This window comes from Pseudodesulfovibrio nedwellii, assembly GCF_027923765.1.
In the GTDB taxonomy this organism is placed as follows: Bacteria; Desulfobacterota; Desulfovibrionia; order Desulfovibrionales; family Desulfovibrionaceae; genus Pseudodesulfovibrio; species Pseudodesulfovibrio nedwellii.
Map to the genome: position 1 here is coordinate 3,501,426 of NZ_AP026709.1, position 23,104 is coordinate 3,524,529.

The window sequence follows — 23,104 nt, forward strand, 5'->3', positions numbered from 1 at the left end:
TAACGACTAGTCGACGATAGCGAGGATGTCTTCCTCACGCATGACCAGATGTTCCACGCCTTCGATGTTGATTTCCATTCCGGCGTATTTGGCAAACAGCACGGAATCGCCGACCTTAACGGTCAGGGCAACGCGGTCGCCAGCGTCGTTCGGCTTACCGGGACCGGCAGCGACGATTTCACCCTTCATGGGCTTTTCCTTGGCAGAATCCGGGATGTAGATGCCACCCGCGGTTTTCTCTTCCATTTCCAGACGCTTGACCAAGACGCGGTCGTTCAGCGGTTTCAGTTCCATCCTTTATTACCTCCAAAGGGAATAATTTGATTTTTTGTGGGTCGGCATGTGCTACCAGACGGCCCATTATGCTGCGTGAAAGATAAACACCGCGTTCAGAGTGTCAAGCTGGATAGGCAAAAAAAATCCAGTCCGTAGAGAGTGAAAAACAGGTTTATATCCCATTATTTGAGATATGTCGGTTAACCTACTGATTTTATAAAAATATTATAAATAATAATAGTTACTGCTAATTGAAGCCCGTTGATTGCATAATATTTGATGTACCGCAAACGGAGGTCGTCAATATGTCGAGTGCAGATCGTTCCGGTTATTTGGCATTATTTCATAAGGACCACGACACGGAGCCGGTGCTTCACGCCATTGATTATGAGCATTGAGCATGTGCCCTCCCCATTCCGTGCAAACATTGGTCGGTACGGTGTGACCTTGTAGGTTCGCTCCAGTGAGAGAGAATTGATAAATAGAAGATACTTTGACCCCGGATATGTCGGTGTCCGGGGTTTTCCTTTTGGATGAGATTGCTGTCACAGAACAGTCGAAAGAGCGTCACCAAAGTGTGGTGTTTTGTCATGAAGGCGGCGCGAATTCGGCAGGGATTCATCATAGGGTTCGGCAACCAATCACCCTAGGAGGAATGAATGGAAGATCGCATAGCCGGTCCGATTTTCAATCTTGATTCGCCTTTTGCCGACCCTGTTCGTCACACCTTGTTTTCCATACTCAAGAAGCCGCTTGCCAAGGTGCTTCGGCTTGATACGCTTAATTCTATGTATTCGACGCTTCAGGAAAAGGGCGGCGATGCTTCGTTTGTGGAGCAGACATTGGATATGCTCGGCGTGAAGTTCTCCGTGGACGGCCAACCTGTAGGCCGTGTGCCAAAGACCGGGCCGCTGGTCGCGGTGTGTAACCATCCATTTGGCGTACTGGAGGGACTGCTGCTCGTCCGGGTTTTGCGTGAGGTTCGGTCGGACATTAAGATTATGGCGAATTTTATGCTCGGAATGATTCCCGAGATGGACGACTTGATTATCGAGGTTGATCCGTTCGGGAACCTCGGCTCCACCAAGAAGAATATAGCCGGACTCAAGGCGTGTATGCGTTGGCTCAAGGGCGGCGGTATGCTCGTGGTTTTTCCGGCGGGAGAAGTGTCGAGTCTTAAGGTCAAGAAAGGGATGGTGGCCGATCCAAAATGGAGTCCCATGATCGGCAGGATTATTCGCAAGACCGGAGCTAACGCGCTACCGGTCTTTTTTGATGGCCGCAATTCCGGACTGTTTCAGACGCTTGGTTTGATCCATCCTCGTTTGCGAACCATGCTTTTGCCGCATGAGAACCTGCGTCATGCCTCGAAGGATGTCATCCGTATGGGGCTTGGCTCGACCATTGCCAGCGAGAAGATGCGCGAGTTCGATAGTGATCAGGAGTTGGTGGATTACCTACGGTTCCGCACCTACTTGTTGCGCAAGGATAAGAAACCGCGTTTCAATTTTAAGCCGCGTGAAGCCAGCCGGAAGTTGGACCCCATCGCCAATTCGCGGGGCAAGCATATTTTAGCCAGTGAGGTCGCCAGTCTGCCGGACGAGAATATCTTGATAGAGAACACGGAATTTGTGGTGTTCCATGCCAACGCCGAACAGATTCCCCGGATTCTCCGCGAGATTGGTATCCGGCGCGAAGAGACGTTTCGTCAGGTGGGCGAGGGCACGGGCAGGGCCATGGATATCGACGAGTTTGACGATACATACCGTCATCTCGTGTTGTGGAATCGCACTGATCGAGAAGTTGCCGGTGCGTATCGATTCGGCCTGACTGATGAGATTCTCAAACAGCAGGGCGGCAAAGGGCTGTATACCTCAACCCTGTTTAAATACCGAGAGAGCTTTTTGCACGAGCTTGGTCCCGCCCTTGAAATGGGCCGGTCATTCATCACGCCGAAATATCAGAAAAGCTACCAGCCGTTGCTGCTGTTGTGGAAGGGCGTTGCCGAGTTTGTTGTGCGGAATCCGAAGTACACCCGACTGTTCGGCTGTGTGTCCATATCCAGTGAATACTCCGGCGTGTCCCGTGAGTTGATCATGGGGTTTATGGAGCGTCACTCATCCCTGCCAGAACTGGCGCAAATGGCGTTACCCAAGCGGCCACCCAAGGTCAGGAAACTCAAGAAAGTGGATTTCACCTTGCCGGATAACATGTTCGACGATCCAGCCGACGTTGCGGATTGCGTGCGTGATGTGGAAGACGGACGATCCATTCCGGTTTTGCTCAAGCAATACCTCAAGCTGGGCGGGAAGATTATCGGCTTCAATGTTGACCCAGATTTCGGCGACTGTCTGGACGGGTTGATTCTGGTGGACCTCATGAAATCCGACCCCAAAGTGCTGGGCCGATTCATGGGGAAAGAGGGTGTACAGCAATTTCTGGCAGCCAATGCGGGCGCGGGCGTTTTGCCTCTTCGAGACACCAATGCGGCGGCCTGACCACGGAGAATAATTCGCGGTTGGCATCGGGCGGAGAACCGTATAAAGTCCGGCCATGCAGCGATATATACCGATACTTCTTCTGGTTTTGGTCCTTTCTGTTCCTGCCCTTGCCTCTGGTGAAGAGCGGAATGGATGTGAGCCCGGATATCGGGCCTTGTATGACAACAGCGTGGTCGAATTCACGGGTACGGGTGAACTGGACATCGTGGTCGTGACCGATCCTTTGTGCTGGCATTGCCGTCTGGGCCACAAGCTCCTTGGTGAATATCCCGATCAATATCGCACTCTGCGCCTGTCCTTTTTCCCGCGCTTGAGTTTCCCCGGTTCCGATATGGCTGCCTGGATTTTGGAGGATGCTGTCGGAACGGACCACCTCAAGGAATATGTGGACTTTGCATACTCCGATCTCAAGATGGTCAAGACGGATGATCTGATGCAGGCGCGTATGCTTATGCTCATGCAGTTTACCGAAGCCTTCCCGGATATGCTGAAAGATACGACGCTGCCGGAATTGGCTGTTCGTCTGCAAAAGGAACACGAGCCGCACACCATGCTGACCACTGATCTTGCCAAAACGGTGGACCTGCCCGGTACGCCGATTCTTATCGCCGGGAGCACGGTTCTTGTCGGTTACGGTCCCGGCCCATGGCTGGACGCTCTCAAAGAGAAAAAGATATGCAAGTAATCGAAGTAGATTTTTAATGCTGAAAAGATGAACCCCCAACAGTGTATGCTGTTGGGGGTTCATTATTTGTATGAGAAGTGAACGGCTTGCGTGCGTAGAATCTTTTTGCCGCGAGGGGAATTGGTACTACGCGGTGACGGGCCTGACTTTTCCTCGGATAAGCGCGACGAGCATGTAGACCACGGGGGTATCGAGTGCCGCAATCAGCAGTTTTACCAACCATTGTCCGATAATGACTTCTCCCAGAGGAAGGATGCCGTAAAAGGCGACGGTGACAAAAATGGTCGAATCTATAAGCTGGGAGGCCATGGTGGAGAGGTTGTTGCGAAGCCACAGGGAGCGGCCGTTCATGCGGCGTTTCAGCAGATGGAAGAGCCAGATGTCATGCTTTTGGCTCACGACATATGCCAAGAGCGAAGCCACAACGATACGTGGCGTGTTGCCGATAACCCCGGCGAACGCTTCCTGATTCTGCCAGAAAGGTGCTGCGGGCCAGTAGACGGCCAGCCATGCGATTCCCGTGATGAAGATGAGGGTTATGAATCCGCAGGTCACGGCTTCGTTTGCCAGTTCCTCGCCCCACACTTCGCTGATGACATCGGAAACGGCAAAGGTGATGGAATACGCCAGCACTCCGGCGGGTACGGCAAGGCCAAAAATAGTGATGATTTTGCTGGAGATGATCGCAGCGACAACCAGCCCGCCGATAAACAGGCTAATGAGCAAGACATACGCCTTGCGTTCGAAGGTTTTCATTTTTTCTTCCTTGGATTGAACTGTCCAAAAGTATTGGTACGAACCTGCCGCTTGGGGGAAAAACTGTCCCCGGCGGCGCCTCTGTTACGCAGCACTTGCCATTGGGTCCGGTAAAAGTCAAAATATCCGCCAAGAGCCTCGACGGATAAAGGAGAAAATTATGTCAAAAAGCCAAGATAAAACCAGCCACCTGCAAACCCTCGGTGAGGGTGGACAAACCAAATACCAGATGGATTCGCCCAATCCCGGGATTCTCGAAGCCTTTCCGAACAACTATCCCGGTCGGCCATACGTGGTGTCCATTTCATTCCCGGAATATACATCGCTTTGCCCCATGACAGGCCAGCCCGATTTCGGAACCATTGTCATGGAGTATATCCCGGACCAGAAGATCGTCGAATCAAAGAGTTTCAAGCTCTATATGTTTGCCTACCGCAACCATCAATCCTTCATGGAAACATTGACCAACAAGATGCTCGACGATTTCGTGGAAGTTCTCGATCCTCTTTGGTGTCGGGTCAAAGGACTCTTTGCCCCCCGAGGTGCCACGGATTTACATGTCTTTGCGGAACACTACAAAACGGATTCCCCTCAAGCCGAACAAGTAAAAGAGCTTGTCTCGGACTGGAAACAGGAAGTCGGCAAACACACTGCCTAGAAAAAAGCCCCAAATTTGGGGCTTTTTTTGTGGATGGCGGAGGTGGTTCCAGGTCAAATGCTTGAGGGGCGATTTCCTTTTTTGATTTATAGCTAAAATTTTAAAATAAATCAAGCATATAGGTTGACATAGAGAACGCAGGCCTAGGTCCGTCTTGAGTGCCTTGATATACGGATTGATATACATTTGAGTGCAAGGGGATGCTCTGGGGTGGCAGGCGTGTATACCCCACTAAAACAAAGGCCCTCAGGTCATGGGGCTTGATGTGGAGGTTGGGATTTTTCCCAAAAATGGATGAGTATGAAACTCTCTGCCACAAACGATCCTGAACAATTCATTAATGATCTCAACTCAGCGGCAGAGAAGGTGGGATACTCGTTTTGAAAGACAGACAGATGGATCAAAAAACTTCTTAATAATCTTAAATACATGGATATAGTAGCAAATCTTTGATATCCCTTTATCCATTGAATTTTGCTCAAAAGTACCCATTTATGTCCCATTATTCAGAAAGCTGAGATTGTGGGGTACACACTGAAGCTGCGGATGCATATAATAAAGTTCCTTAATTTGAGGGGCTTTATTATTGGTAATGAGCAGAGGAAAAAGTCTCTCCGGGGGGGGCAAAAATTTTAGATAATAATTACAACAGTTGCTGAGGCGCACATCTTTTGACAGCCTATTAATAGCCTCAACTGGGGGCAGTCGCTAAGGGGCTATATATATGAACATACGTTTGACATGAATTGTACGAATGATTTATTTGTTTGAATCTTTTTCACATTGCATGGGGATTCTTATATGCCAGTTAAAATTGAATTTATTCGCAGTGTAGGCCGTTTCTCAGATTTTACATCCAAGGGAAATACGACCTTTTTCTCTTTGGTTTCGTTGTTTGCTCCAAATGGCAACGGTAAAAGTACTCTGAGTGACCTTCTTCGCTCCCTCCAAAGCGGCGATGCAGATATTTTGGTGGGTCGCCATACTCTTAATAGCGACAAGCCAAGTGAAGCTGCGATTAAGCTTCAGGATGGCAAACAAGCTCGATTCAATGGAACCAAGTGGAATCGGATTTGTCCTGATATTGCAATCTTTGATGAGGTGTTTGTTGCAGAGACAGTTCATTCAGGCAGTGCCGTGGAACCGCATCAACGTCAACGGTTGCATCAAGTTGTTATCGGAAAAGAGAGTGTTGCTCTTCAGTCAAAGATGGATGCTATTGATGAATCCAGTCAACGTATCAAGGATAAAATTACAATCATTACTGACAAGTTGGAAACTGTTTTTCCTGATTTAAAACCAAAGACAGTTTCCGACATCCCTGAAATTGAAGATATTGATAATAAGATAAAGCTTTTGAAGATTAATATTGCGAACCTGAAACTTTCCAACGAAATAAAAAAAGCATCGCCACCTCAACAACTTATCGGGTTGGCATCTCCTTGTAATACAGCTTCTTGCCTCGCTACGGGGCTGCCAGGCTTAACCGCTGCCGCGAGGGAAAAAGTCACGGATCACCTCAAGTCGAAAAAAATGGAGACGAAGGGGGAAAAGTGGTTACAGATGGGAATGGACTGGAGTGATGATGGGTATTGCCCATTTTGTGCTCAAAATCTTGCGATGAGCCCTCTCTTTGAGTTGTTCGAGACATACTTTGATGAGACATACAAGGAGCATTTAAGGGAACTGGAACAAGTTGGTTCCGATATAAAAGTAGCTTTAGGGGATAAGATCCTCCATGAAATCCAATTGGCTGTCACCCGTAATGAAACCGCAATGGCCTTTTGGGAGAAAAAGATTAATGCTAAACTACCTGTGATTGACGTTGATATCCTTATATCTTCGCCTGTTAATCTTGCCTTTACTGGTCTCATCGACCTTCTCGAAAGTAAAAAACAGAATCCGATCAAAAGTATCCAGATTGTTCCTGATACGGAATGGATCACAGAGTTGCAACAAGCCTGTGAGTTGATTCATGTCTATAATGAAGCTGTTGCCATTGTTTGTGAACAGGTGGAAGAACTTCGTGAATCTCTTGAAGCTGGCAATCTCGTTGATTCAGAAAAGTCATTAATTTCTTTTCTTGCTTCAAAAAAGCGTCATAGCCCAGATGTGTCGGATCTTTGCAAAAAATATATCCGGTACGAAGCTGCGAAAAAGAAATTGACGAATAAAAAAGCGGAGATCAGGGCTTCATTGAATAAACTTTGCGAAGAGGTACTTGTTAAGCACGGTCGTAATATTAACAAGTATCTCAGGCAATTTGGGACAAATTTTAAGATCGACAACCTTGGGACCAATCATATCGGTGGTAAGGCCAGAACAAATTTTGAGATTTCAATCAATGACTGTTCAGTGAAAACAACCAATGGAAAAAATGATACTCCTCATTTTGGGAATACAATAAGTACTGGTGACAAACGTGCTCTCGCTTTCGCATTTTTCTTGTCGGTCCTCAATCAAGATGCTGATTTAAAGCATAAAATGGTTGTCTTTGACGATCCGTTTTCAAGTCTGGACAGTTTTCGCAGAAGCCGGACGAAGGATCGGATTTTGGAACTTGTTGGGAAGGCTAGGGTGGTATTCGTCATGTCTCACGACAGGGATTTCTTGTGGCATGTAAGTGAGAAGGCTGGAAAGCAACAAACTGCATTGAAAATTATTCAGGAAAATGGTTCGAGCGTAATAGCTGAGTGGGATATTTCGGCTGATTTAATGGATCAGTATCAGAAGGACGTTATGCAGGTGCGTGATTATGCAAACGGGGATACGCCAAAGGATTTATTGAGCGTTGCACGGGCTCTTCGTCCTGTCTTTGAGGGCATGTTTAGACGGGAATTTCCTGAGATGTTTGGGCCTCAACAGTGGCTAAACAATATGATTGATGCCGTAGTTAATGCTGGAGAAGATGATCGGATAGCTCGATTCAAACCGGTTGTCAGAGACTTCATAGATATCAAGAACTATACGAACTCGTTTCACCACTCAGATGAGAAAAAAGACAAGGTGGCAATCGACCCAGAAGAATTGAAGAGCTATGCGGTTAGCGTGCTGTATATTCTCGATGGTGGGTTTGAAAAAGAAGTTGCTGCATAGCTGGTGTAATTCTTCTTATTCCGTTTTTAACGTGCTTCAACAAGCAGGATTGCGTCCTCTTGCAAGAACTCATCAATAAGAGAGAATGCTTTTCCAAGCTCGTTTAATGACAACAGTAGGCGGTAAGAAGCTGTCTCCCCATCTTCAGAACACGGCATGATTTCCGTTGGTGGAGTGTACCATTCATCAAAGGGCATCGTATGATGAACCGTTCCCGTTTCTTTATCCGTTCCCCAGTAACATTCTGCATCCCATATTGCTTCAGCTCCCTCGCGGTGTGAATCTTCATCAAGATTAAATTTCGCCCATGGGATGACATGCTGTAAGGCTCTTTCCATTGAGCCTGAACCATAAATCATCGGCCATTTTAATTCTGGAACATCTGGACGGCCCTCACAACCTATACGAAACACAAATCTAGCCAGAGATTTATTTATCCAGTCTTCAAATTCTACATAAACTGTTTCACCTTCAGTAATTAGGTCCATCCACTTTTTATCGAGGCGTAACCTATTTAATCGCCTTATATAACTTGGTGGTTGTACCAATTCATTGAGGTCTTTAAGAGCCTCCTTGGACAGTAAATTGCTCTTTGGAATATGAATTTTCCAGCCTTTCCCTGTGCTTATAAGCGTGTCGCTATTTATGATTTGCCATACTAGTATATTTTCTGAGGGGTGGCACATTACAATTATTACTGGGAGACTGTGACTAGTCCAATATGTGGCATGCCGAGAATCAAATCGGAATATATAGTTGTCCTTGTGGCTTTCTTCAAAAAAACTATTACCAGTCTTGATTTGGATGCCAATTAGCAAGCCCGTTGGTCCATCTTCATCCACAATTTCAACATGTGCATCAATCCCGTAATCATTTACTGGCTGTTCGCGGAACAACCAACCATTTATCGAGAAGAAGGCATTTATTTTTCCTACGCCAATTTGGTCAGTGATTGGGGGAAGGCTATTCATGTATGGGCTCTCATTATTTTTAGTTTGATGAAATCCAATATCCCGATATCACACATGAATCAATGTGTAATCCATCTAGAGTAGACACATCTTGGACAACTTCGGTGAGTTGAATTTCTGTCTATCTGGAATCCAAAATCCTTAAATCGGCACTCTGTTTATTTGGAGCTAAACTCAGAATAAACACAGTACCGCAGTCTACAGCCCTTTTTTCTTGTCAATCCACTTGTCCACCTGCGGCGGATCATACGTCTCGAACTGATCGAGCAACCCATCGGGCGATGAATCGGTCAACACCATTCCTCGGTGCTCCTGCACAAGGAACCCGTTCAGCACCATACGGTCCATGTGCTCGGCAAGGCAGGTGTAATAGCCTTTCACGTCGAGCAGGCCACATGGTTTAGCGTGATATCCTAATTGGTTCCACGTTAAGGCCTCAAAAAATTCCTCCAGCGTGCCTATGCCGCCGGGCAGGGCGATGAAGCCGTCAGAAAGATCGGCCATGAGTTGCTTACGCTCATGCATGGAGCTAACCACGTGCTGCTTGGTCAAGCCGTCATGCGCGACCTCTTTTTCCACTAATAACTCCGGGATAACGCCAATGACTTCGCCACCAGCATCTAGGCAAGTGTTGGCAAGCAGGCCCATGAGTCCGACGTTGGAGCCACCGAAAACCAGCCCGATTTCGCGGGCTGCCAGTTCCTTGGCCAAGGCTTTAGTCGCCTCTGCATAGGCTTCGTCAAAGCCGGGGTTGGAGCCGAGATAAACACAAATACGTTTCATGATGTCACCTTGATATTTTTTCAGCGAAAGGTGGAGGTTGCTCCCCCTTCAAGGCTGTTCATATACGGAAGATGCCAGTATGGCGTCAATGACGAAGCCAAGGGAATTCACCCGCTCCTCACCTCCCGCAGAACGTCCGCGAACCGCCTCAGCACCTTCCGACGCATGATCATCATGCCTGGCGTCATCATCAGGTGGGCCAAGCTGAATATTCCCCATCCAGCTTTCTCGTAGTCGCCGTCCAGGACGACGTACCCGTAGTACGATCCATCGCCGTCGGTCTCTGCTGCCATCCAGTGCGAGTCCGTTTCAATGACGAAGAAGTGGAGCCATATCTCCTTGTCCTCAAAAGAAACGCCATCCGTCTCGTCAAGCCTGGGCATCTTCGCCTCGTGCCGCCGAAACCCCTCAGACATCCCATTCCCCTTGGTGCCGCTCATCCATTATCTCTTTGAACTCACGCACCTTCCAGCCATCCTCGACGCAAACCACGAACGGTCCCACCTTGAGTTCCGTCAGCTCGGCCAGCGAGAAGTATCCCCACTCGGAGTTCTGCATGTCGCCGTTCAGGACGACGTAGCCGAAGAACGTGTCCTTGCCGTCGAACTCGGCGGCGTACCAGTGGGAATCGCCAAGGAAGAAGTGTGTCCAGATCAGCTTCTCGTCTACGGGCGAGTCCTCGGTCTCGTACAGCCGGGGCATCTTGGGCACCCAGCCCTTGTTCTCGTTCGTCATATATTGCTCCTGCCACGCCGCCTAGGCGCGGCTGCTTCGCAAGTTGATAAGCTATGCCGAGCGAGAAGCTTCCGCGTCCCTGCTCGGCCCTAGGAAACGAAAAAGCCCGTCGATCATTCGACAGGCTTTTTCAATCTAAGCGTCCTTGGTCTTGTTCTTAGCGGGCTTCGGCTTCTCCTCTGCGTTCTTTCCCGTCCGAGTCCAGAGCTTCATCTCCTTCATGCGTTCTGACCGCGCCTTGGACGTCTCACGGCACGAAAGCGGTGCGCGTTTCTTGTACCCCCATTTATTCCTGTACTCGTCAGGCGTCAGCCCATGCGACTCAAGATGCTTCTTGGAAAGGGTCTTGAAGGTCCGTCCGCACTCAAGGCACACGATGGACTTGTTCCTGATCGCCCGTTTGGGATCACAAGGCGGCTCCTGCTTTGGCGGTTCAGCATCGCCATCAGCAATCTTTTTCAGACCTTCCGTCAACCTCTCGACCGTCTCGCACAACTCTTCAGCCGTCATGGCCCTAACTCCGGCCTGAGCCTCAACAATCCTCGTCGCTTTTTCAACGTAATCCATGCACATCTCCTTGTTTTAGCTTGATATCCAAGGAGACGTCGTTATCTCGCCCTATGGGTTTCGTACACCCCTACTTTGTTGAAGAAGACTGCATTGAGGATATCCAATCTTTCTTGCGCGGCACTTGATTGCAAGGTCGCTGCTAATAATATATCATTTGAGAAATCAAGTAGTAAGTTAATATCCACTGCCCAAAAGGACTGCGAAAAGACTCATGCCGCGAGTAGACAAAATTAATACAAAAAAATGGAAGGAGCTCTTCAGATACAATCGTGAAAATATCCGATTTGATTTTAACAAAAAGAAAAAAGGAAACCGCTCACACCAGCATGCTTTTTTGGCGAGCGACTTAGTCCCTAAGATCAACCAATTCTTAACAAATGCTCAAAAACCAAAAGAGCAGCAAGAAACTATCAAATGGGAAGCTTGGCATACTCAATTCGCATTCTCTTTCAGTGCAGCACTCTGCTCGACAGCGAGACCAAGAGTCAAACAAGGCGCGGTAACCACTGCCATGGAAGTGATTGACTTCTACTGTTACGCTTTGAAAAGCACTTCAGATACGCATTTTTTGGACTTGTCAAAGCGTAAACAGAAAGACTTCATCAAAATTGCAACTGATCGAATAGGAAGGCTGGCCTACTGCTATTTCACCGCCTATACCGCCTCCAGCTTATTCGAAGCATCAGATTGGGATGAAGCAAGCCAAATACATACTGATGCTGTTCAAAAATTAGGCACAGACCAATTCTACTTAATCAAGCATCATGCCGCAAAGCTCATTGAGGACATCTGCCCTTCGCCTCCTGATGCCCCATGGCTTTACGCCGATTATGATCCTAGCTCCCACCGATTAATCCCTGATAGGGAACGAGCAAACATCAGAAAACGTATCGCCAGACTGATTGACAACATCCCTGTTGAAAGACTTGCTTATGAAGCGGCATACTTCTCTGTTGAGAACTGCGCACATGATGTCATCAAAAAATTCGACCTTAAAACTACACGGTACACTTTTGTTAACGGACTGTATGTAGAAATCCTCCCCCCTAAAAAACAATAATCAAGCCATAGCCCCCATCAGAGCTCACTAAGAACCTCCACTGGCTTTCCCTAAAAGCCAAGCACCAGTCTTCTCCATCCAATAGATTCCAATTTTGCGCCTTGCCTTCATCTAAAATGGCAGATTCAGTACAACTTTGTTCTCAAAAAACGGCAGATTCGGTGCAAGTGCGTCATTCTTAAACAAAAAGCCAGCCACACAACAACGCCATAAGAACCTATTATATCTACTTTTTCTTGGGAAGCCTGAAAAAAGTTTATCTTTTTTCCAAAAAGCCACGATCACAGCTTCAATCAGTTCGCCTATAATTCACGAATCGACGCCAAGATTGGTTTGGCACTCGAAAGTCCAACGACAAATGGCCCCATGCTGGGAATACATCCCAGTCGTCCAAAAGCGGCGCAAGAAAGCGCAGCAAGTACCAAGGAGGTACAACATGGCAAATTTTGCATCCAAAATGATCAGATTCATCGAAACCCTTACCACTCACGGCGAATACGCCAACGCAACTGAAGACCGCGATCCCGACACGCATTTTCGCGCACCTCAGGGAGTGCAGGACTTGATGATCTTTGGGGCAAAGGCAGGAGAAGCTGCCGAGAAGCTTGACGAAGGAGATGCGACGCCTGTCGGCGAAAACCGCGCCAATTACAGTGACATTTCTGCGCTCGCAGCTGTGGCTGCCACCCGTGCCTCTCTCTGGAACTCCATGGAAGAGTGGCTGAACAGGACAATTAACCCGATCATCGCTTCGCTGGACACCTCGGAGTTCGCTGAAAAATGGAGCCACGACGAGTTTAAACACCATGATTTCATAGCCAGCATTGCTTACGGAGCTACTCAGGAAATCATCAGAGACATTCCTATGGCGTTGACCATGAAAGCCCTACTCCTCTCTTTAAAGAAGTCCGATAATATGGCTGAGCAGGTCTCCTTCCTCATGCCTTACTTGAAGGATCAGTGCGCAAAGTTCATGTCAACAAGTGGGATGCCATTCCGTCAGTTGGCATTGGGAACCGCTATCAGCATCGTCGAGAATTCGACAGACATTAACGAGACATGGGCAACCGACGCCCTCCAGGCTCTCCAGACCATTGACCTCGATTCGAACTATGATCTGACGGAGGAGAACAAGCTGATCGCCGATCAGGTTCATGACGCCTACTGGGAGGAAGTGACCCCCAAAAGCATTGCCACCTTCGCAGCTTGGCTCACCGCGATCTGCCGCTACACCGAGTTCGGCAACACCATTGAGATGCTTTACATGAACTCCAGGGACACCCAGGAACTGGAAGACCACCAGGGGGACGTTGACGAAAACGCTCCTGATGGTCTTGCCGCATAACCTAAAAAACCGAGTGGGGGCAGTGGGCGCTGCCCCCGCTCAAAGGTCTTCCTGTTAGTCACGTAAAAACAACATTATCTTAAAGATAACCAAATGTGAATGTCCTTCCCGTTGGCATTCCAAAACGAAAAGGAACAAGAAATTGATTACTAATACGCATATCGACAACACAAAGTTCACTTTCCCTCATGCATCCGAAGCTACACAAAAGGCTGACAAAGCCAAACACTTTGCCAACAAATACAAATCGTCAGGAACTCATTCGCTCAAATCGGCATGGTTCCATGGCGGCGCACATTGCTACCTTGCCGCTTACTCGGCACTCAGCCCTATAGTTGAGGAGTTGGTTATCACTTCGGCGGTGGCTGTGGTCGAACACATAATCCATGTCGCTGATGAACTCGACAAAATGGACTTGATCGATATGCCAGACCGACGCAAGCGAAAGGAGCAAAACAAGTATCTGCGCAAAGCACTGGAAGCCTACCTTCCGACCTTTTACCAGACTCCTGTAGAGAAAGCCCTGTACTATACCACGCCTGACGCCGGTTACCATGACGCCACCCAGATTTTCCATAACGTCATCAAAAACCTGCCCAACGACATCAGCCCGCAAACCATCTACGAGAACAAACAGCCTATCTTGACCCTCATGATGGAGCATGTCTCTGAAAAAGTGGACCAAGCCGACGTGATCAAGTTTGTGACCACCTACGATCCCTTCACCCCTCGGCACCACGCACTCGGAAAGCGGCAAAAGGAGCGTCTTACCCGAAGAGCTAATGAACGCTTCCAGAGACTTGATCCCAGCCGAACAGCCTACGATGTAGCCATGGCGACCCACTACCAAGACATGGTCGCCTAGTATTGATCAATACCGAGAAAGGCTGGTGTGACCAGTCTCTCATCAAGGACGACAATCCACAGATATTGAAATCCATTCACTATCAAAAAAATCAGACCAACAAGGAGAAAGAACATGAACTATAATCCTGAAATCGCAACCGACGACAACCAGCACCAGTCCACCCATCACACGACAAAAGACATACTGACTTTACCAACTTTACCGACTTCCATACCCGCTAAGAAAAAAACTTCTCTTGAGGAAAACGTAATCTCGCCCAACCCTGGCAATTCGGCCAAAACCCGTAACACTGCTGATGAATTCGTACAGACCATCTTCTACGATGGCCTCACTCACCCCGACGACATCATGCTGCTCGAAAAAATGAATCACGAATTCTTTGTCGCACGCCACAACGGGAAGGTGGGAGTCCTGCAAGAGACCACAAACGAGCACGGGCAAACCGAAATCATCGCATTGACTGACCGCGAACTGTTGTTGCACAAGTCCCACGAGACTCTCAGGCAGGTCAAGGGGTACGACAAGAATCACAACCCTGAGTACAAAACCGTACGGATTGCCAAAGCCTGGCTCAACTGGGAATTCCGGCGCACGTTCGAGGCGACAGTCTTCCGCCCTGGAGGGCTGAATGAAGAGGAAGCTAAACGCTTCTACAACCTGTTTCGCGGCTTCGAAGTAACGCCCGCTGAAGGGAAATTCTCTAAAATCGAGCACCATCTCAAGGAAATCTGGTGCAAAGGAAACTGGCGGCATTACAGGTACCTGACCAACTGGTTCGCACACCTGCTCCAGTACCCCAAGGAGAAAGCCAAAGTCGCATTGGTCATTAAGGGGGGCAAAGGCGCGGGTAAATCCACCATCTTTGAGGGCATCTTCGAGCGTATCCTGGGAGCCGCGTATTGTAAGGTAGATCGTCCCGAACAGGTCACAGGCAAATTCAACGCACACCAGCGTGGCAAGCTTCTCCTGGTCCTCGAGGAGGCTGTCTGGGCCGGAGACAAAGCGGCAGAGGGTGCACTCAAGAGCATGATCACTGATAGAAAAACCATGATCGAGCCCAAAGGTGTGGACGCGTACCAAGAGGACTCGTACTTCCGTTTGGCGTTCGTCTCCAACGAGCGCCGCGCCGTTCCCGCCACCGCTGATGAACGACGCTACTTTGCACTGTCCGTGTCCGGCGACAAAGCCATGAACATCGACTACTTCCGCGACCTGTGGGAAGAAATCGAAAACGGCGGCGTGGAAGCCTTTATGCATTACCTCCTTAATTGGAATGTGGACAAGGTGGAGCTGTTGAACCCACCCCTGACCGAGGCCCTGTTTGAGGACATCTACGAATCCTTCAGTGCTTTCGAGAAGTGGGCCTACGAGGTGCTCCACGATGAAAATGCTTTCGATTGGGGCCACCCCGTTCGGACCCGTGACCTTTACGACAACTACAAGCAGTGGTTTGAGGAAGCTCGCGATCTCGGCGGCTACCTTAAAGGCGGTCAGATCACCAGCCAAGGCAAGATGCGATCGATAGCCGAAGCATTCTTCTCTGCGCCATTCCGAAAAATCGAAGGCCAAGCGCACCTGAAAATGCCAACCAGGGCCCAAGCTCGAAAAATCTTCGAAGCTAAGGTCAAGGCTGTGGTCCTGTGGCGAGATGAAGTCGCTAAAGCGAGCAGGCACACCGCAGGAAAAGATATTTCTGCAAGCCAGCTCCACAGCAAGGATGCTCTCGACTGGTTCTTCGAAGACGAAGTGAGACCGGAGCCGAGCGAACACTTCAACATCCGCAGCAACGACCCGCTTTTCCAAGACGAGATTGCCGCTGCATGCACTGACGACTAAACACAAAACGGGTGTCCTGACAGTTTTCAGGACACCCGTTTTCTTATTAACCAACGAAATTATTGCGCCGATCTAGACTTAATGACTCCAGGCGCGGCCAGTATCTTGTACTTCAAGCCAACGGACTCTGTGGGCTTATATCCAACCGTAAAAGAGACGCTGTAAAGCACTTCTTGCCCAAGTAGAAAAGGCTTGTCGTAAATAGACAGCATGACCAAACTGCTCACTCCGCCTGGAAGGGAAGCAAATGATACTCGCACGCAGCCTGCCTCCCCAAGCTTTTCAGTAAACTCTTCTTTATTCCTCAACGCGACTTCTGCCCGCTGGGTGGCCTCACCAAGCAACTCAACCAATCTTTTTGTTTCCTCTTCAGACAACTCAAACTTTCGCATTTTTCCGCCCCAGCGATCGTGAGAAGAGAATGTCTCCCACTTAAAGGCTCCGGCATCATCAACATAAAATGTTGTAACGAGGCTACAAATCGCTGAGTCACCGCACTGATCTGCTGGCATAACATGATCATAAACGGTTATTCCCATGTCCGTAATGTCTTGACGAGCTAAAGCATTCGCCGCTTCGGCCAACAACACATCACTCCTATCGGCAGACTTAATGGTGCTGGCTGCCTTTTCTTGCCCCACATCTCCCGTTCTCACAGCTTGCTGTGAGTTACTCTCTGCTTCTTCACTATTCGACTTCACCCCAGAAAGTTCTGGGCCATCGACGCAAAACCCCCAAGTCGGATGATCTATGACAAGCCCGTTCACAGTAGCTTTTTTCCCCACATTATTTGCCAAAAGCTCCCGCACTTCAGGGGTCAGCTCTGATTCATCGCTGCATCCGACAAGAAAGCCCATGCCCGAATCGTAGAGTCGATAATACGTTTTACCACCGTCCTCGGATCGCTCAACCACGCCCGTTACTGACTCAGCAACCGCCGTCCCACACATCGCCGTCAACACCATCGCCAACGCCATCACAAATTTCCGCATTAGGATATTGCCTCCTATCATCAAGGCAAACGTCACGCGCCTGCCCTTGTGCATGAAAAAGGCCGAGGACGCAGCCCTCGACCCATCATCGTTCGCCGATAAGCAAGTGCTACCACTCCCTGAGAGGTGCTCCCGCATTGTCCTTGAAACTTCCTGTCCAAATCGTCACGGAGTCCCAGAACCAGCCGATTCCAAACAGCCCGTCCGTCAGCGCATACGCTATGCCTTTGCCGATCCTGCCAACGTAAAAAAGATGCACGCCAAAGAAGCCACTCACAGCGCACAAGATAAGAGCCGTCTTCCGGCTCTTATCTGACGACACAGTCATGTACTTCCTGCCGCCTGCGTTCACATTAACGTTAATTGTCTGTTGCCCTTGCTCTGTTGTTGTCTGTTCAGATGTAGCCTGTGTCATTAAGAATTCTCCTCATCTTGTGTTCGAACATGAAACCTCAAAACCTTTAACCGGATATATCCACCCTTTGAGAACATGTAAACATATATATACGGTTTAGATTTCAAGTAAGCCGTCTATATATGTCGAATGGAGACAAACATGGACGATATCCTGCTCAAACTCGGCAAACGAATCAAAGAGCTCAGAACAAAAGAGGGGCTTTCCCAAAGTAAGCTGGCCGAACTCGCTGGCCTCAACGACAAGTATCTTGGCGAGGTCGAGAGAGGGTCCAACAACATCTTCATCAAGAATCTCGCCCAGATTGCCGCAGGCCTTGACGTCGATACCCATGAGTTGCTCGCCAGCTCACATGAGCGCATCATCGACCGCGAAGCCATCACCCAGAAGCTCCACAAGACCATCGAATCAGCATCTGATGAGGAACTCTGCGCCATCTACGGCTTCGCTTCTGACATCGTAAGCTGAACAATATTTCCGTTCGCATAAATAGAATCGTGAGAGGCTCGTGGATCGACCGCCTGTCTTGCTCACGCTCTTCTATTATATGTAATACGGAGGATACGATGCTCGAAACCATCGACTACCAAAGCCTTTTCGCCGAGCTTGGCCTCGACGCGGCCACCCACAACGGAAACCACGTCTGCCCGTTCTGCGGCATGAAAGCCTTCACGCCGTACCGAGACAACGGCGTCGCTCGATGCCACTCATGCGGATGGGGAGGCAACGCCATCAACCTTGTCGCCAAGGTCAAAAGCGTGGACAACGACGAAGCCTTCGCCGCACTTGTCAAGATGTACAATCTCAAACTCATCGCCCTGAAGCCAAAGACACGCAAAGACGCCATCGGCCAGCTTGCCAACGACCTTGACTTCCTTGCGTCCGTCCGACTCCACTTCGCCTTTTACAAATCCGAACGCATGGGCGCGGCTCACTACCAACGAAGGTCAGGCTAAAGCCGATCGCACTTCACCAAGGTCTTGAACGGCCAGTTCGACAAGGTGTCACGCAAGGCGTGGAACGAGATCGTGATGATGCTGAGGCAGTCCATCAACCTGGGCCAGCTCAAGAAAGACATGGGAAGGAGGTCGGCATATTGGGTGGAACACATCGGAAGCGACGGCCAGCTGAGGGAGAGCGTGTCGAAGTTCCAATAGGATCGATGCGTGAGACTTGAACGAATGTTGGGCGTTTGTGGGCATGGCCTGCAAATGCCCTTTTTTTGTTTTGTTCAGCATTGTGAAGTCGGAATTGGTCCAAAACGACGATCGGCTTGATGATGGTTGCACACATATTGAACACTTGACTTGCCCATGTGTTTAAATTTCACACACGTCAATTTTCGTTCATTGAAATATCCATTCAAAATTTTCATTCTCGAATTTGAAATTTTGAAGTCCATTGAACTGCTCATGGCTTAAACATCCCACATGTCAATTCTCATTCTTTAGAATTTTCATTCAGCATGTTTCAAATTTGAAATTTCAAAATTTTGAAGTTCATTGAATGAGTCATTGTACGCTTCGCGTATGACCACACTCACGTACGTGGTGAGCAAAGCTCACCCATACGATGAGCGATGCTCATGAGTTGCATTTCTTGAAAGAAACACACCTCCGTTGAACCGCTCCCGCCGCTTCATCTCCGATTGCTATTATTTATCAAATCAATGTTTCCACGAACGTGATTCTAGCCATGTTTTTTCAAAAACATTCCACTTTTTTTCTTTAAAGCACGTTCACGCAAACCCTCAAGAATATTAAGTTTTAGATAAAAGTTAACATTTCAAGAAATGGTGTTGTGATTTTGGACACTTACACACATCTCGAAATCGTCCCCTTCGACAACGTTAAGTAACCACCAAAAATCAAGCACATACTTAACATTCAAGGATTACCAACGAAATGACGTCTAGAAACCCGAATCATCCCGTCAAGGGAAGTTCCACCATTGTCGAGCCAATCCGCTCCCTCGACGCTATCTCCACAATCAAAGAGATGCTCCACGACAAGCCACGCGATTTGCTCTTGTTCGTCATGGCAACCAACAATGGCATTCGTTGTGGCGACCTCCTCAAGCTCAAAGTCGGCGACCTGCGTGGCAAGAACGTCGACGACACACTCACTATCAAAGAGTCCAAGACGGGCAAGCCAAACTTCATCGCAATCAACGACTCCGTCCACTCGGCCCTGACGCGATTTCTCGCGTCAGGCTCGTTCGGCGACGAGGCTTATCTATTCCGATCCCAAAAGGGTGAGAACAACCCTCTGACCATCCAGTCCGTCAACCGCATGGTGAAATCATGGTGCCGAAATGTCGACCTCGAAGGCAACTACGGAGCTCACAGCCTACGCAAAACGTTCGGCTACGTGCAGCGCGTTCACTACGGAGTCGGCTTTGAAGTGCTCTGCAAGCGATTCAACCACGCCTCGCCAACTATCACCATGCGCTACCTCGGAATCAACGACGCGGAAGTCATCGGAATATTGAAGAATTCAATCTAATTTTGTGAGGTGCGTTTACTATTAACCCCAAAATATGAGCGTAATAACAATGGAGGAAGCGTTTTCCTCCGTTTGGACGAACCATTTCACACAGGAGTTTATTAGTAATGATCAGGCCCATCACTGTCGAAAGGCAGTTCTACACCCAGAAAGAAGCAGCGGAATACTGCGGATACTGCGTGGTCACGTTCAGGAGCTTCGCCAAAGACTATGAAATCCCGAAGTGCGGCCCCAAGGGTGATCGCTACCGCAAGGATGATCTTGACGATTTCATGTCCGATCCTGCCAACTTCCACAATCCCGTGCGAACCCGCAGGCACGGTCATGCACAGGTGGTGGTTTAAATGAGTGTAGGCTCCACCAAAGACGGCCGTTTTTATGTCCAGTACAGAGTCCCGCACAGCAAAAGCCCGAAGCGTGAGTATTTCGGGAGAGGGATTGAAGCCAGGAAAGCAGCCAAAGAGCGCGATGCTGAGGTTAAGCTCATGAAGGCTCGACAGGAAGATGTTAGGGAAAGCGACGTCTACCTTGACGAGCTTGCTCAGACATACATCGATCACGAAAAAGCCATCGGAAAGAAGTCGATCAAAGACCTCACTGAGCTTGCTAACAGGCTCAACAGATCATATCTACCCGTGCTGAATCATGCTCCGATCCACAAGCTCAAGGCCAGAGACTTTGACAAGCTGGCACTTGAGTACAAGGGGCTCTCCAATTGTTCGTTCAACCGCTACCTCGCTTACCTCAACGTCATTTTCAACTTTGGGATGGACTCTGACTACATCGAAAAGAATCCCATGGCGAACTGGTGGAAACGAGTCAAGAAACAAGAAAAGCCCAGAGAGCTTGAGATCGGTCGAGAGGAAATCCAGGCCATCTCTGACAACGCCCCTCCGCACATCCAAAGGGTCATCAAGATAATCATGAACACCGGGTGCCGCCCTGGGCAGACCGAATTGCTCAAGATCAAGTACAGCGACGTGGACTACGAGAACAAGGTCATCAGGATTCGTGGAACCAAGACAATCAGGAGTGATCGGTACGTCCCTGTCCAAAACGAATTCCTTGAAGTCATCAAGGAATGGGAGAAAGAAGCCAGGACGGAGCACCTTGTCGAGTTCAGAGGCAAGCCCATCAAGTGCATTAACGGCGCATTTTTGAAATCCGTGAAAAGGGCGGGCATCACCAAGGATGTCGTACCGTATCATTTACGCCATTACTTTGCTTCCATCCTGGTCGCGCGCAAGGTCGACTTCAAGACACTCTCCGTACTCATGGGACACTCAAGCCCGGCGATGCTGTTTAGCACTTACTGTCACAGCGTCGACGGCACAGGAAGGAAAGCCATCGAAAAGCTTCCCCGCTTTTAAATTAACCAGCTTGGGTGCCTTTGCCCCGAGCACAAACCTTCCACTAAAACCATGACTAAGAAAAATTTCATTTCGACGACCAAAGGCAAGCACATCAATGGCGGGTTCCAGCCGATCACCAAGTCCAAGCTCGACCTCCTGACAGACTCCAAGGACGTCCAGCCTTTGTTCCTTTTCATTCTCGAGAACCTAGGCTTTCATGCCTGCCTCGGTGCAATGGACGCTGCTCCATACATGTACGAAGAATTCATCGACAAGACGCTTCGGCTGCTGGCTCTCGACGCAGCGTATCGCACCATGCTTCTGTGGGCAGACACCGAAGTCAGCCAGGACGGCCTCAAAGAGATCATGCGCTTGGCCCATCTCTATGCCCATGGCGAAATCGAATACGAGCAACTCCAGGAACGCCTCTTTGAAAAGCCCCATCCGACCGTGATCAAGGACAAGGCCAGCAGGCACTTATTCGCAGCTCTGGACGCGAGAGACTGTGCCTTGCTCACGGCGTCTTACAATCTCATGTCCTCACTTGAGAAAGCCCGCGAAGCCCTGAGCGACCACCACGGATGCATCGCCCGAAGCAGCGCATACGCATTCAAGGGAGACCAAGAACACGCCTTGCGCGAGGCATGGTACAAAGGCGGGGCGATCTCGTTCGGCGCGGTCTACGGCGTCACGTCCAAGCATACCCTTGCCGCTGTCGAAGCGGAGATATGGCACGTCTCTCACACCATCGCCGAGGAGCTGCTCGGCTTCATCGGCTACGACAACATTCAGATCAGCGAAAAGGACATGAGGGACTTCCTCATGGAGTCTCTGGAGTCAGCAGGGAAGGACATCGCGCATGACGTTATGCACAAAGGAGCACGGCTCGTGATCGAAGCGGTGCAGGCTGCCGAGTCCTTTGAAGAAGCACGTACACTTGCACTCAATGCCGCCCAAAAATTCTTCATAAGTTCTTGTGAGTACCCTGATTTATACGAATATCTCGCAATAGGAAGGGTTGCCATCGCCGCAGCCAGCTACGACTTCGACGAGCAAGAGACGTTGGCACTCTGCCACACCCTGCACTATCTCCATAACGGAAGCTTCTACAAAGTCCACCCGATCAACGCCAAGGCAAACGAGATCGCTGAGAAAGTCGCCTTGAGCGTTAGGAAACAACTCGACATCGAACAGTTGGTGTATGCAGCGGCCAGCAGCTACGCAAGGAAATGCGAAGAAGACGTCCAAGCAGAAGTCCTGGCTCGCCTTTTGTCGGACGCTTAATAGCGCACGATGTTCGGATACTTCTCGGCCATCTTCGGCCAGAACGTCTTGGCTTCGCCATCCGTGGAGTCATAAACGCACACCTTCATATCTTCGGGCAAGCAGTCCATGACCACGGACACCAGCCCGGTACCTCCACCTTTGATGCACGACTCAACCGTCACGATCTGCATGTGTTCCCCATACTCCTTATCCTCAAGGTCAAAGTTGAAATGAAGCGCGATGCAGACGTTGTTCGGCTCGGTGTTGGCTTGGCATTCTCCGTTCAGCGAGGCGACAAGAACGTCTTTCGACCAGGATATGGTGGGAAGGTTTAGCTTGGTCAGTCCGTCAATGATGTTTCTGGCAATGGGGTGGTTTCGGTACTTTGGCAATTCGTTGCTCCATTCGCGCTTGGCGTAATCTCGTTACTACGGA

At 49.3% G+C, this 23,104-nt stretch carries 25 protein-coding genes; 14 read left to right on the forward strand and 11 right to left on the reverse strand.

Annotation, left to right across the window (positions count from 1 at the left end):
* Positions 1-6 precede the first annotated feature (6 nt).
* The gene (gene groES, locus SYK_RS16330) at positions 7-294 is read right to left on the reverse strand and encodes a co-chaperone GroES (protein WP_281761335.1); all 288 of its coding nucleotides are present in this window, start codon (positions 292-294) and stop codon (positions 7-9) included.
* A 641-nt stretch (positions 295-935) separates the two neighbouring features.
* Between groES and SYK_RS16335 the strand changes: the two genes are divergently transcribed.
* Both SYK_RS16335 and SYK_RS16340 read left to right on the forward strand, forming a co-directional pair.
* Positions 936-2,774: a bifunctional lysophospholipid acyltransferase family protein/GNAT family N-acetyltransferase gene (locus tag SYK_RS16335; protein ID WP_281761336.1), complete on the forward strand. Its 1,839-nt coding sequence runs from the start codon at positions 936-938 to the stop codon at positions 2,772-2,774.
* 55 nt (positions 2,775-2,829) lie between these two features.
* Entirely contained in the window at positions 2,830-3,462 is a 633-nt protein-coding gene (locus tag SYK_RS16340; protein WP_281761337.1) for a DsbA family protein, read from the forward strand.
* A gap of 126 nt (positions 3,463-3,588) precedes the next feature.
* Here SYK_RS16340 and SYK_RS16345 read toward each other — a convergent pair whose 3' ends face one another.
* Positions 3,589-4,218 (reverse strand): queuosine precursor transporter, encoded by a 630-nt coding sequence (locus SYK_RS16345; RefSeq protein WP_281761338.1) that lies wholly within the window; start codon positions 4,216-4,218, stop codon positions 3,589-3,591.
* Positions 4,219-4,375: 157 nt separating this feature from the next.
* Between SYK_RS16345 and queF the strand changes: the two genes are divergently transcribed.
* Complete coding sequence (queF, locus tag SYK_RS16350) at positions 4,376-4,876, forward strand: preQ(1) synthase (RefSeq protein ID WP_281763285.1); 501 nt, start codon at positions 4,376-4,378, stop codon at positions 4,874-4,876.
* A gap of 801 nt (positions 4,877-5,677) precedes the next feature.
* Positions 5,678-7,972, forward strand: a complete 2,295-nt coding sequence (locus SYK_RS16355) for an AAA family ATPase (protein ID WP_281761339.1) — start codon at positions 5,678-5,680, stop codon at positions 7,970-7,972.
* Positions 7,973-7,998: 26 nt separating this feature from the next.
* On the opposite strand, the gene SYK_RS16360 is transcribed toward SYK_RS16355, so the two are convergent.
* The 5 genes from SYK_RS16360 to SYK_RS16380 all read right to left on the reverse strand — a co-directional run bounded on the left by SYK_RS16360 (position 7,999) and on the right by SYK_RS16380 (position 11,028).
* The gene (locus SYK_RS16360) at positions 7,999-8,943 is read right to left on the reverse strand and encodes a DUF4365 domain-containing protein (RefSeq protein WP_281761340.1); all 945 of its coding nucleotides are present in this window, start codon (positions 8,941-8,943) and stop codon (positions 7,999-8,001) included.
* Between the two features lie 198 nt (positions 8,944-9,141).
* Positions 9,142-9,726 (reverse strand): LOG family protein, encoded by a 585-nt coding sequence (locus SYK_RS16365; protein ID WP_281761341.1) that lies wholly within the window; start codon positions 9,724-9,726, stop codon positions 9,142-9,144.
* 107 nt (positions 9,727-9,833) lie between these two features.
* Positions 9,834-10,166, reverse strand: coding sequence for a hypothetical protein (locus SYK_RS16370; protein ID WP_281761342.1), 333 nt, complete (start codon positions 10,164-10,166; stop codon positions 9,834-9,836).
* Positions 10,135-10,461, reverse strand: a complete 327-nt coding sequence (locus tag SYK_RS16375) for a DUF2958 domain-containing protein (protein ID WP_281761343.1) — start codon at positions 10,459-10,461, stop codon at positions 10,135-10,137. The genes SYK_RS16370 and SYK_RS16375 overlap by 32 nt, the downstream gene beginning before the upstream one ends.
* Before the next feature lie 135 nt (positions 10,462-10,596).
* Positions 10,597-11,028 (reverse strand): Ros/MucR family transcriptional regulator, encoded by a 432-nt coding sequence (locus tag SYK_RS16380; protein WP_281761344.1) that lies wholly within the window; start codon positions 11,026-11,028, stop codon positions 10,597-10,599.
* Positions 11,029-11,242: 214 nt separating this feature from the next.
* Between SYK_RS16380 and SYK_RS16385 the strand changes: the two genes are divergently transcribed.
* The 4 genes from SYK_RS16385 to SYK_RS16400 all read left to right on the forward strand — a co-directional run bounded on the left by SYK_RS16385 (position 11,243) and on the right by SYK_RS16400 (position 16,140).
* Positions 11,243-12,091 carry a hypothetical protein gene (locus tag SYK_RS16385; RefSeq protein WP_281761345.1) on the forward strand — a complete coding sequence of 283 codons (849 nt, stop codon included), beginning with the start codon at positions 11,243-11,245 and terminating at the stop codon, positions 12,089-12,091.
* Between the two features lie 436 nt (positions 12,092-12,527).
* Positions 12,528-13,436, forward strand: a complete 909-nt coding sequence (locus SYK_RS16390) for a hypothetical protein (RefSeq protein WP_281761346.1) — start codon at positions 12,528-12,530, stop codon at positions 13,434-13,436.
* 142 nt (positions 13,437-13,578) lie between these two features.
* Entirely contained in the window at positions 13,579-14,301 is a 723-nt protein-coding gene (locus tag SYK_RS16395) for a hypothetical protein (protein WP_281761347.1), read from the forward strand.
* A gap of 114 nt (positions 14,302-14,415) precedes the next feature.
* Complete coding sequence (locus tag SYK_RS16400; protein ID WP_281761348.1) at positions 14,416-16,140, forward strand: DUF5906 domain-containing protein; 1,725 nt, start codon at positions 14,416-14,418, stop codon at positions 16,138-16,140.
* 59 nt (positions 16,141-16,199) lie between these two features.
* Here SYK_RS16400 and SYK_RS16405 read toward each other — a convergent pair whose 3' ends face one another.
* Together SYK_RS16405 and SYK_RS16410 are read right to left on the reverse strand one after the other, a co-directional pair.
* Positions 16,200-17,132: a hypothetical protein gene (locus SYK_RS16405; protein ID WP_281761349.1), complete on the reverse strand. Its 933-nt coding sequence runs from the start codon at positions 17,130-17,132 to the stop codon at positions 16,200-16,202.
* Between the two features lie 109 nt (positions 17,133-17,241).
* Positions 17,242-17,547 (reverse strand): TM2 domain-containing protein, encoded by a 306-nt coding sequence (locus SYK_RS16410; RefSeq protein WP_281761350.1) that lies wholly within the window; start codon positions 17,545-17,547, stop codon positions 17,242-17,244.
* 141 nt (positions 17,548-17,688) lie between these two features.
* On the opposite strand from SYK_RS16410, the gene SYK_RS16415 reads away from it, so the two are divergent.
* Entirely contained in the window at positions 17,689-18,015 is a 327-nt protein-coding gene (locus tag SYK_RS16415; RefSeq protein WP_281761351.1) for a helix-turn-helix domain-containing protein, read from the forward strand.
* Between the two features lie 98 nt (positions 18,016-18,113).
* A complete protein-coding gene (locus SYK_RS16420; protein WP_281761352.1) occupies positions 18,114-18,503 on the forward strand; it encodes a CHC2 zinc finger domain-containing protein in 390 nt (129 codons plus the stop codon).
* 48 nt (positions 18,504-18,551) lie between these two features.
* On the opposite strand, the gene SYK_RS16425 is transcribed toward SYK_RS16420, so the two are convergent.
* Positions 18,552-18,785 carry a hypothetical protein gene (locus tag SYK_RS16425; protein ID WP_281761353.1) on the reverse strand — a complete coding sequence of 78 codons (234 nt, stop codon included), beginning with the start codon at positions 18,783-18,785 and terminating at the stop codon, positions 18,552-18,554.
* A 666-nt stretch (positions 18,786-19,451) separates the two neighbouring features.
* On the opposite strand from SYK_RS16425, the gene SYK_RS16430 reads away from it, so the two are divergent.
* From SYK_RS16430 to SYK_RS16445, 4 genes are all read left to right on the forward strand, one after another.
* Complete coding sequence (locus tag SYK_RS16430) at positions 19,452-20,051, forward strand: tyrosine-type recombinase/integrase (protein WP_281761354.1); 600 nt, start codon at positions 19,452-19,454, stop codon at positions 20,049-20,051.
* 107 nt (positions 20,052-20,158) lie between these two features.
* Entirely contained in the window at positions 20,159-20,395 is a 237-nt protein-coding gene (locus tag SYK_RS16435; RefSeq protein ID WP_281761355.1) for a helix-turn-helix domain-containing protein, read from the forward strand.
* Positions 20,396-21,421, forward strand: coding sequence for a tyrosine-type recombinase/integrase (locus tag SYK_RS16440; RefSeq protein WP_281761356.1), 1,026 nt, complete (start codon positions 20,396-20,398; stop codon positions 21,419-21,421). It begins immediately after the preceding gene.
* 51 nt (positions 21,422-21,472) lie between these two features.
* Positions 21,473-22,687, forward strand: coding sequence for a hypothetical protein (locus tag SYK_RS16445; protein WP_281761357.1), 1,215 nt, complete (start codon positions 21,473-21,475; stop codon positions 22,685-22,687).
* On the opposite strand, the gene SYK_RS16450 is transcribed toward SYK_RS16445, so the two are convergent.
* Positions 22,684-23,061, reverse strand: coding sequence for a hypothetical protein (locus SYK_RS16450; RefSeq protein WP_281761358.1), 378 nt, complete (start codon positions 23,059-23,061; stop codon positions 22,684-22,686). The two genes, SYK_RS16445 and SYK_RS16450, sit on opposite strands and share 4 nt — an antisense overlap.
* Between the last annotated feature and the right edge of the window lie 43 nt (positions 23,062-23,104).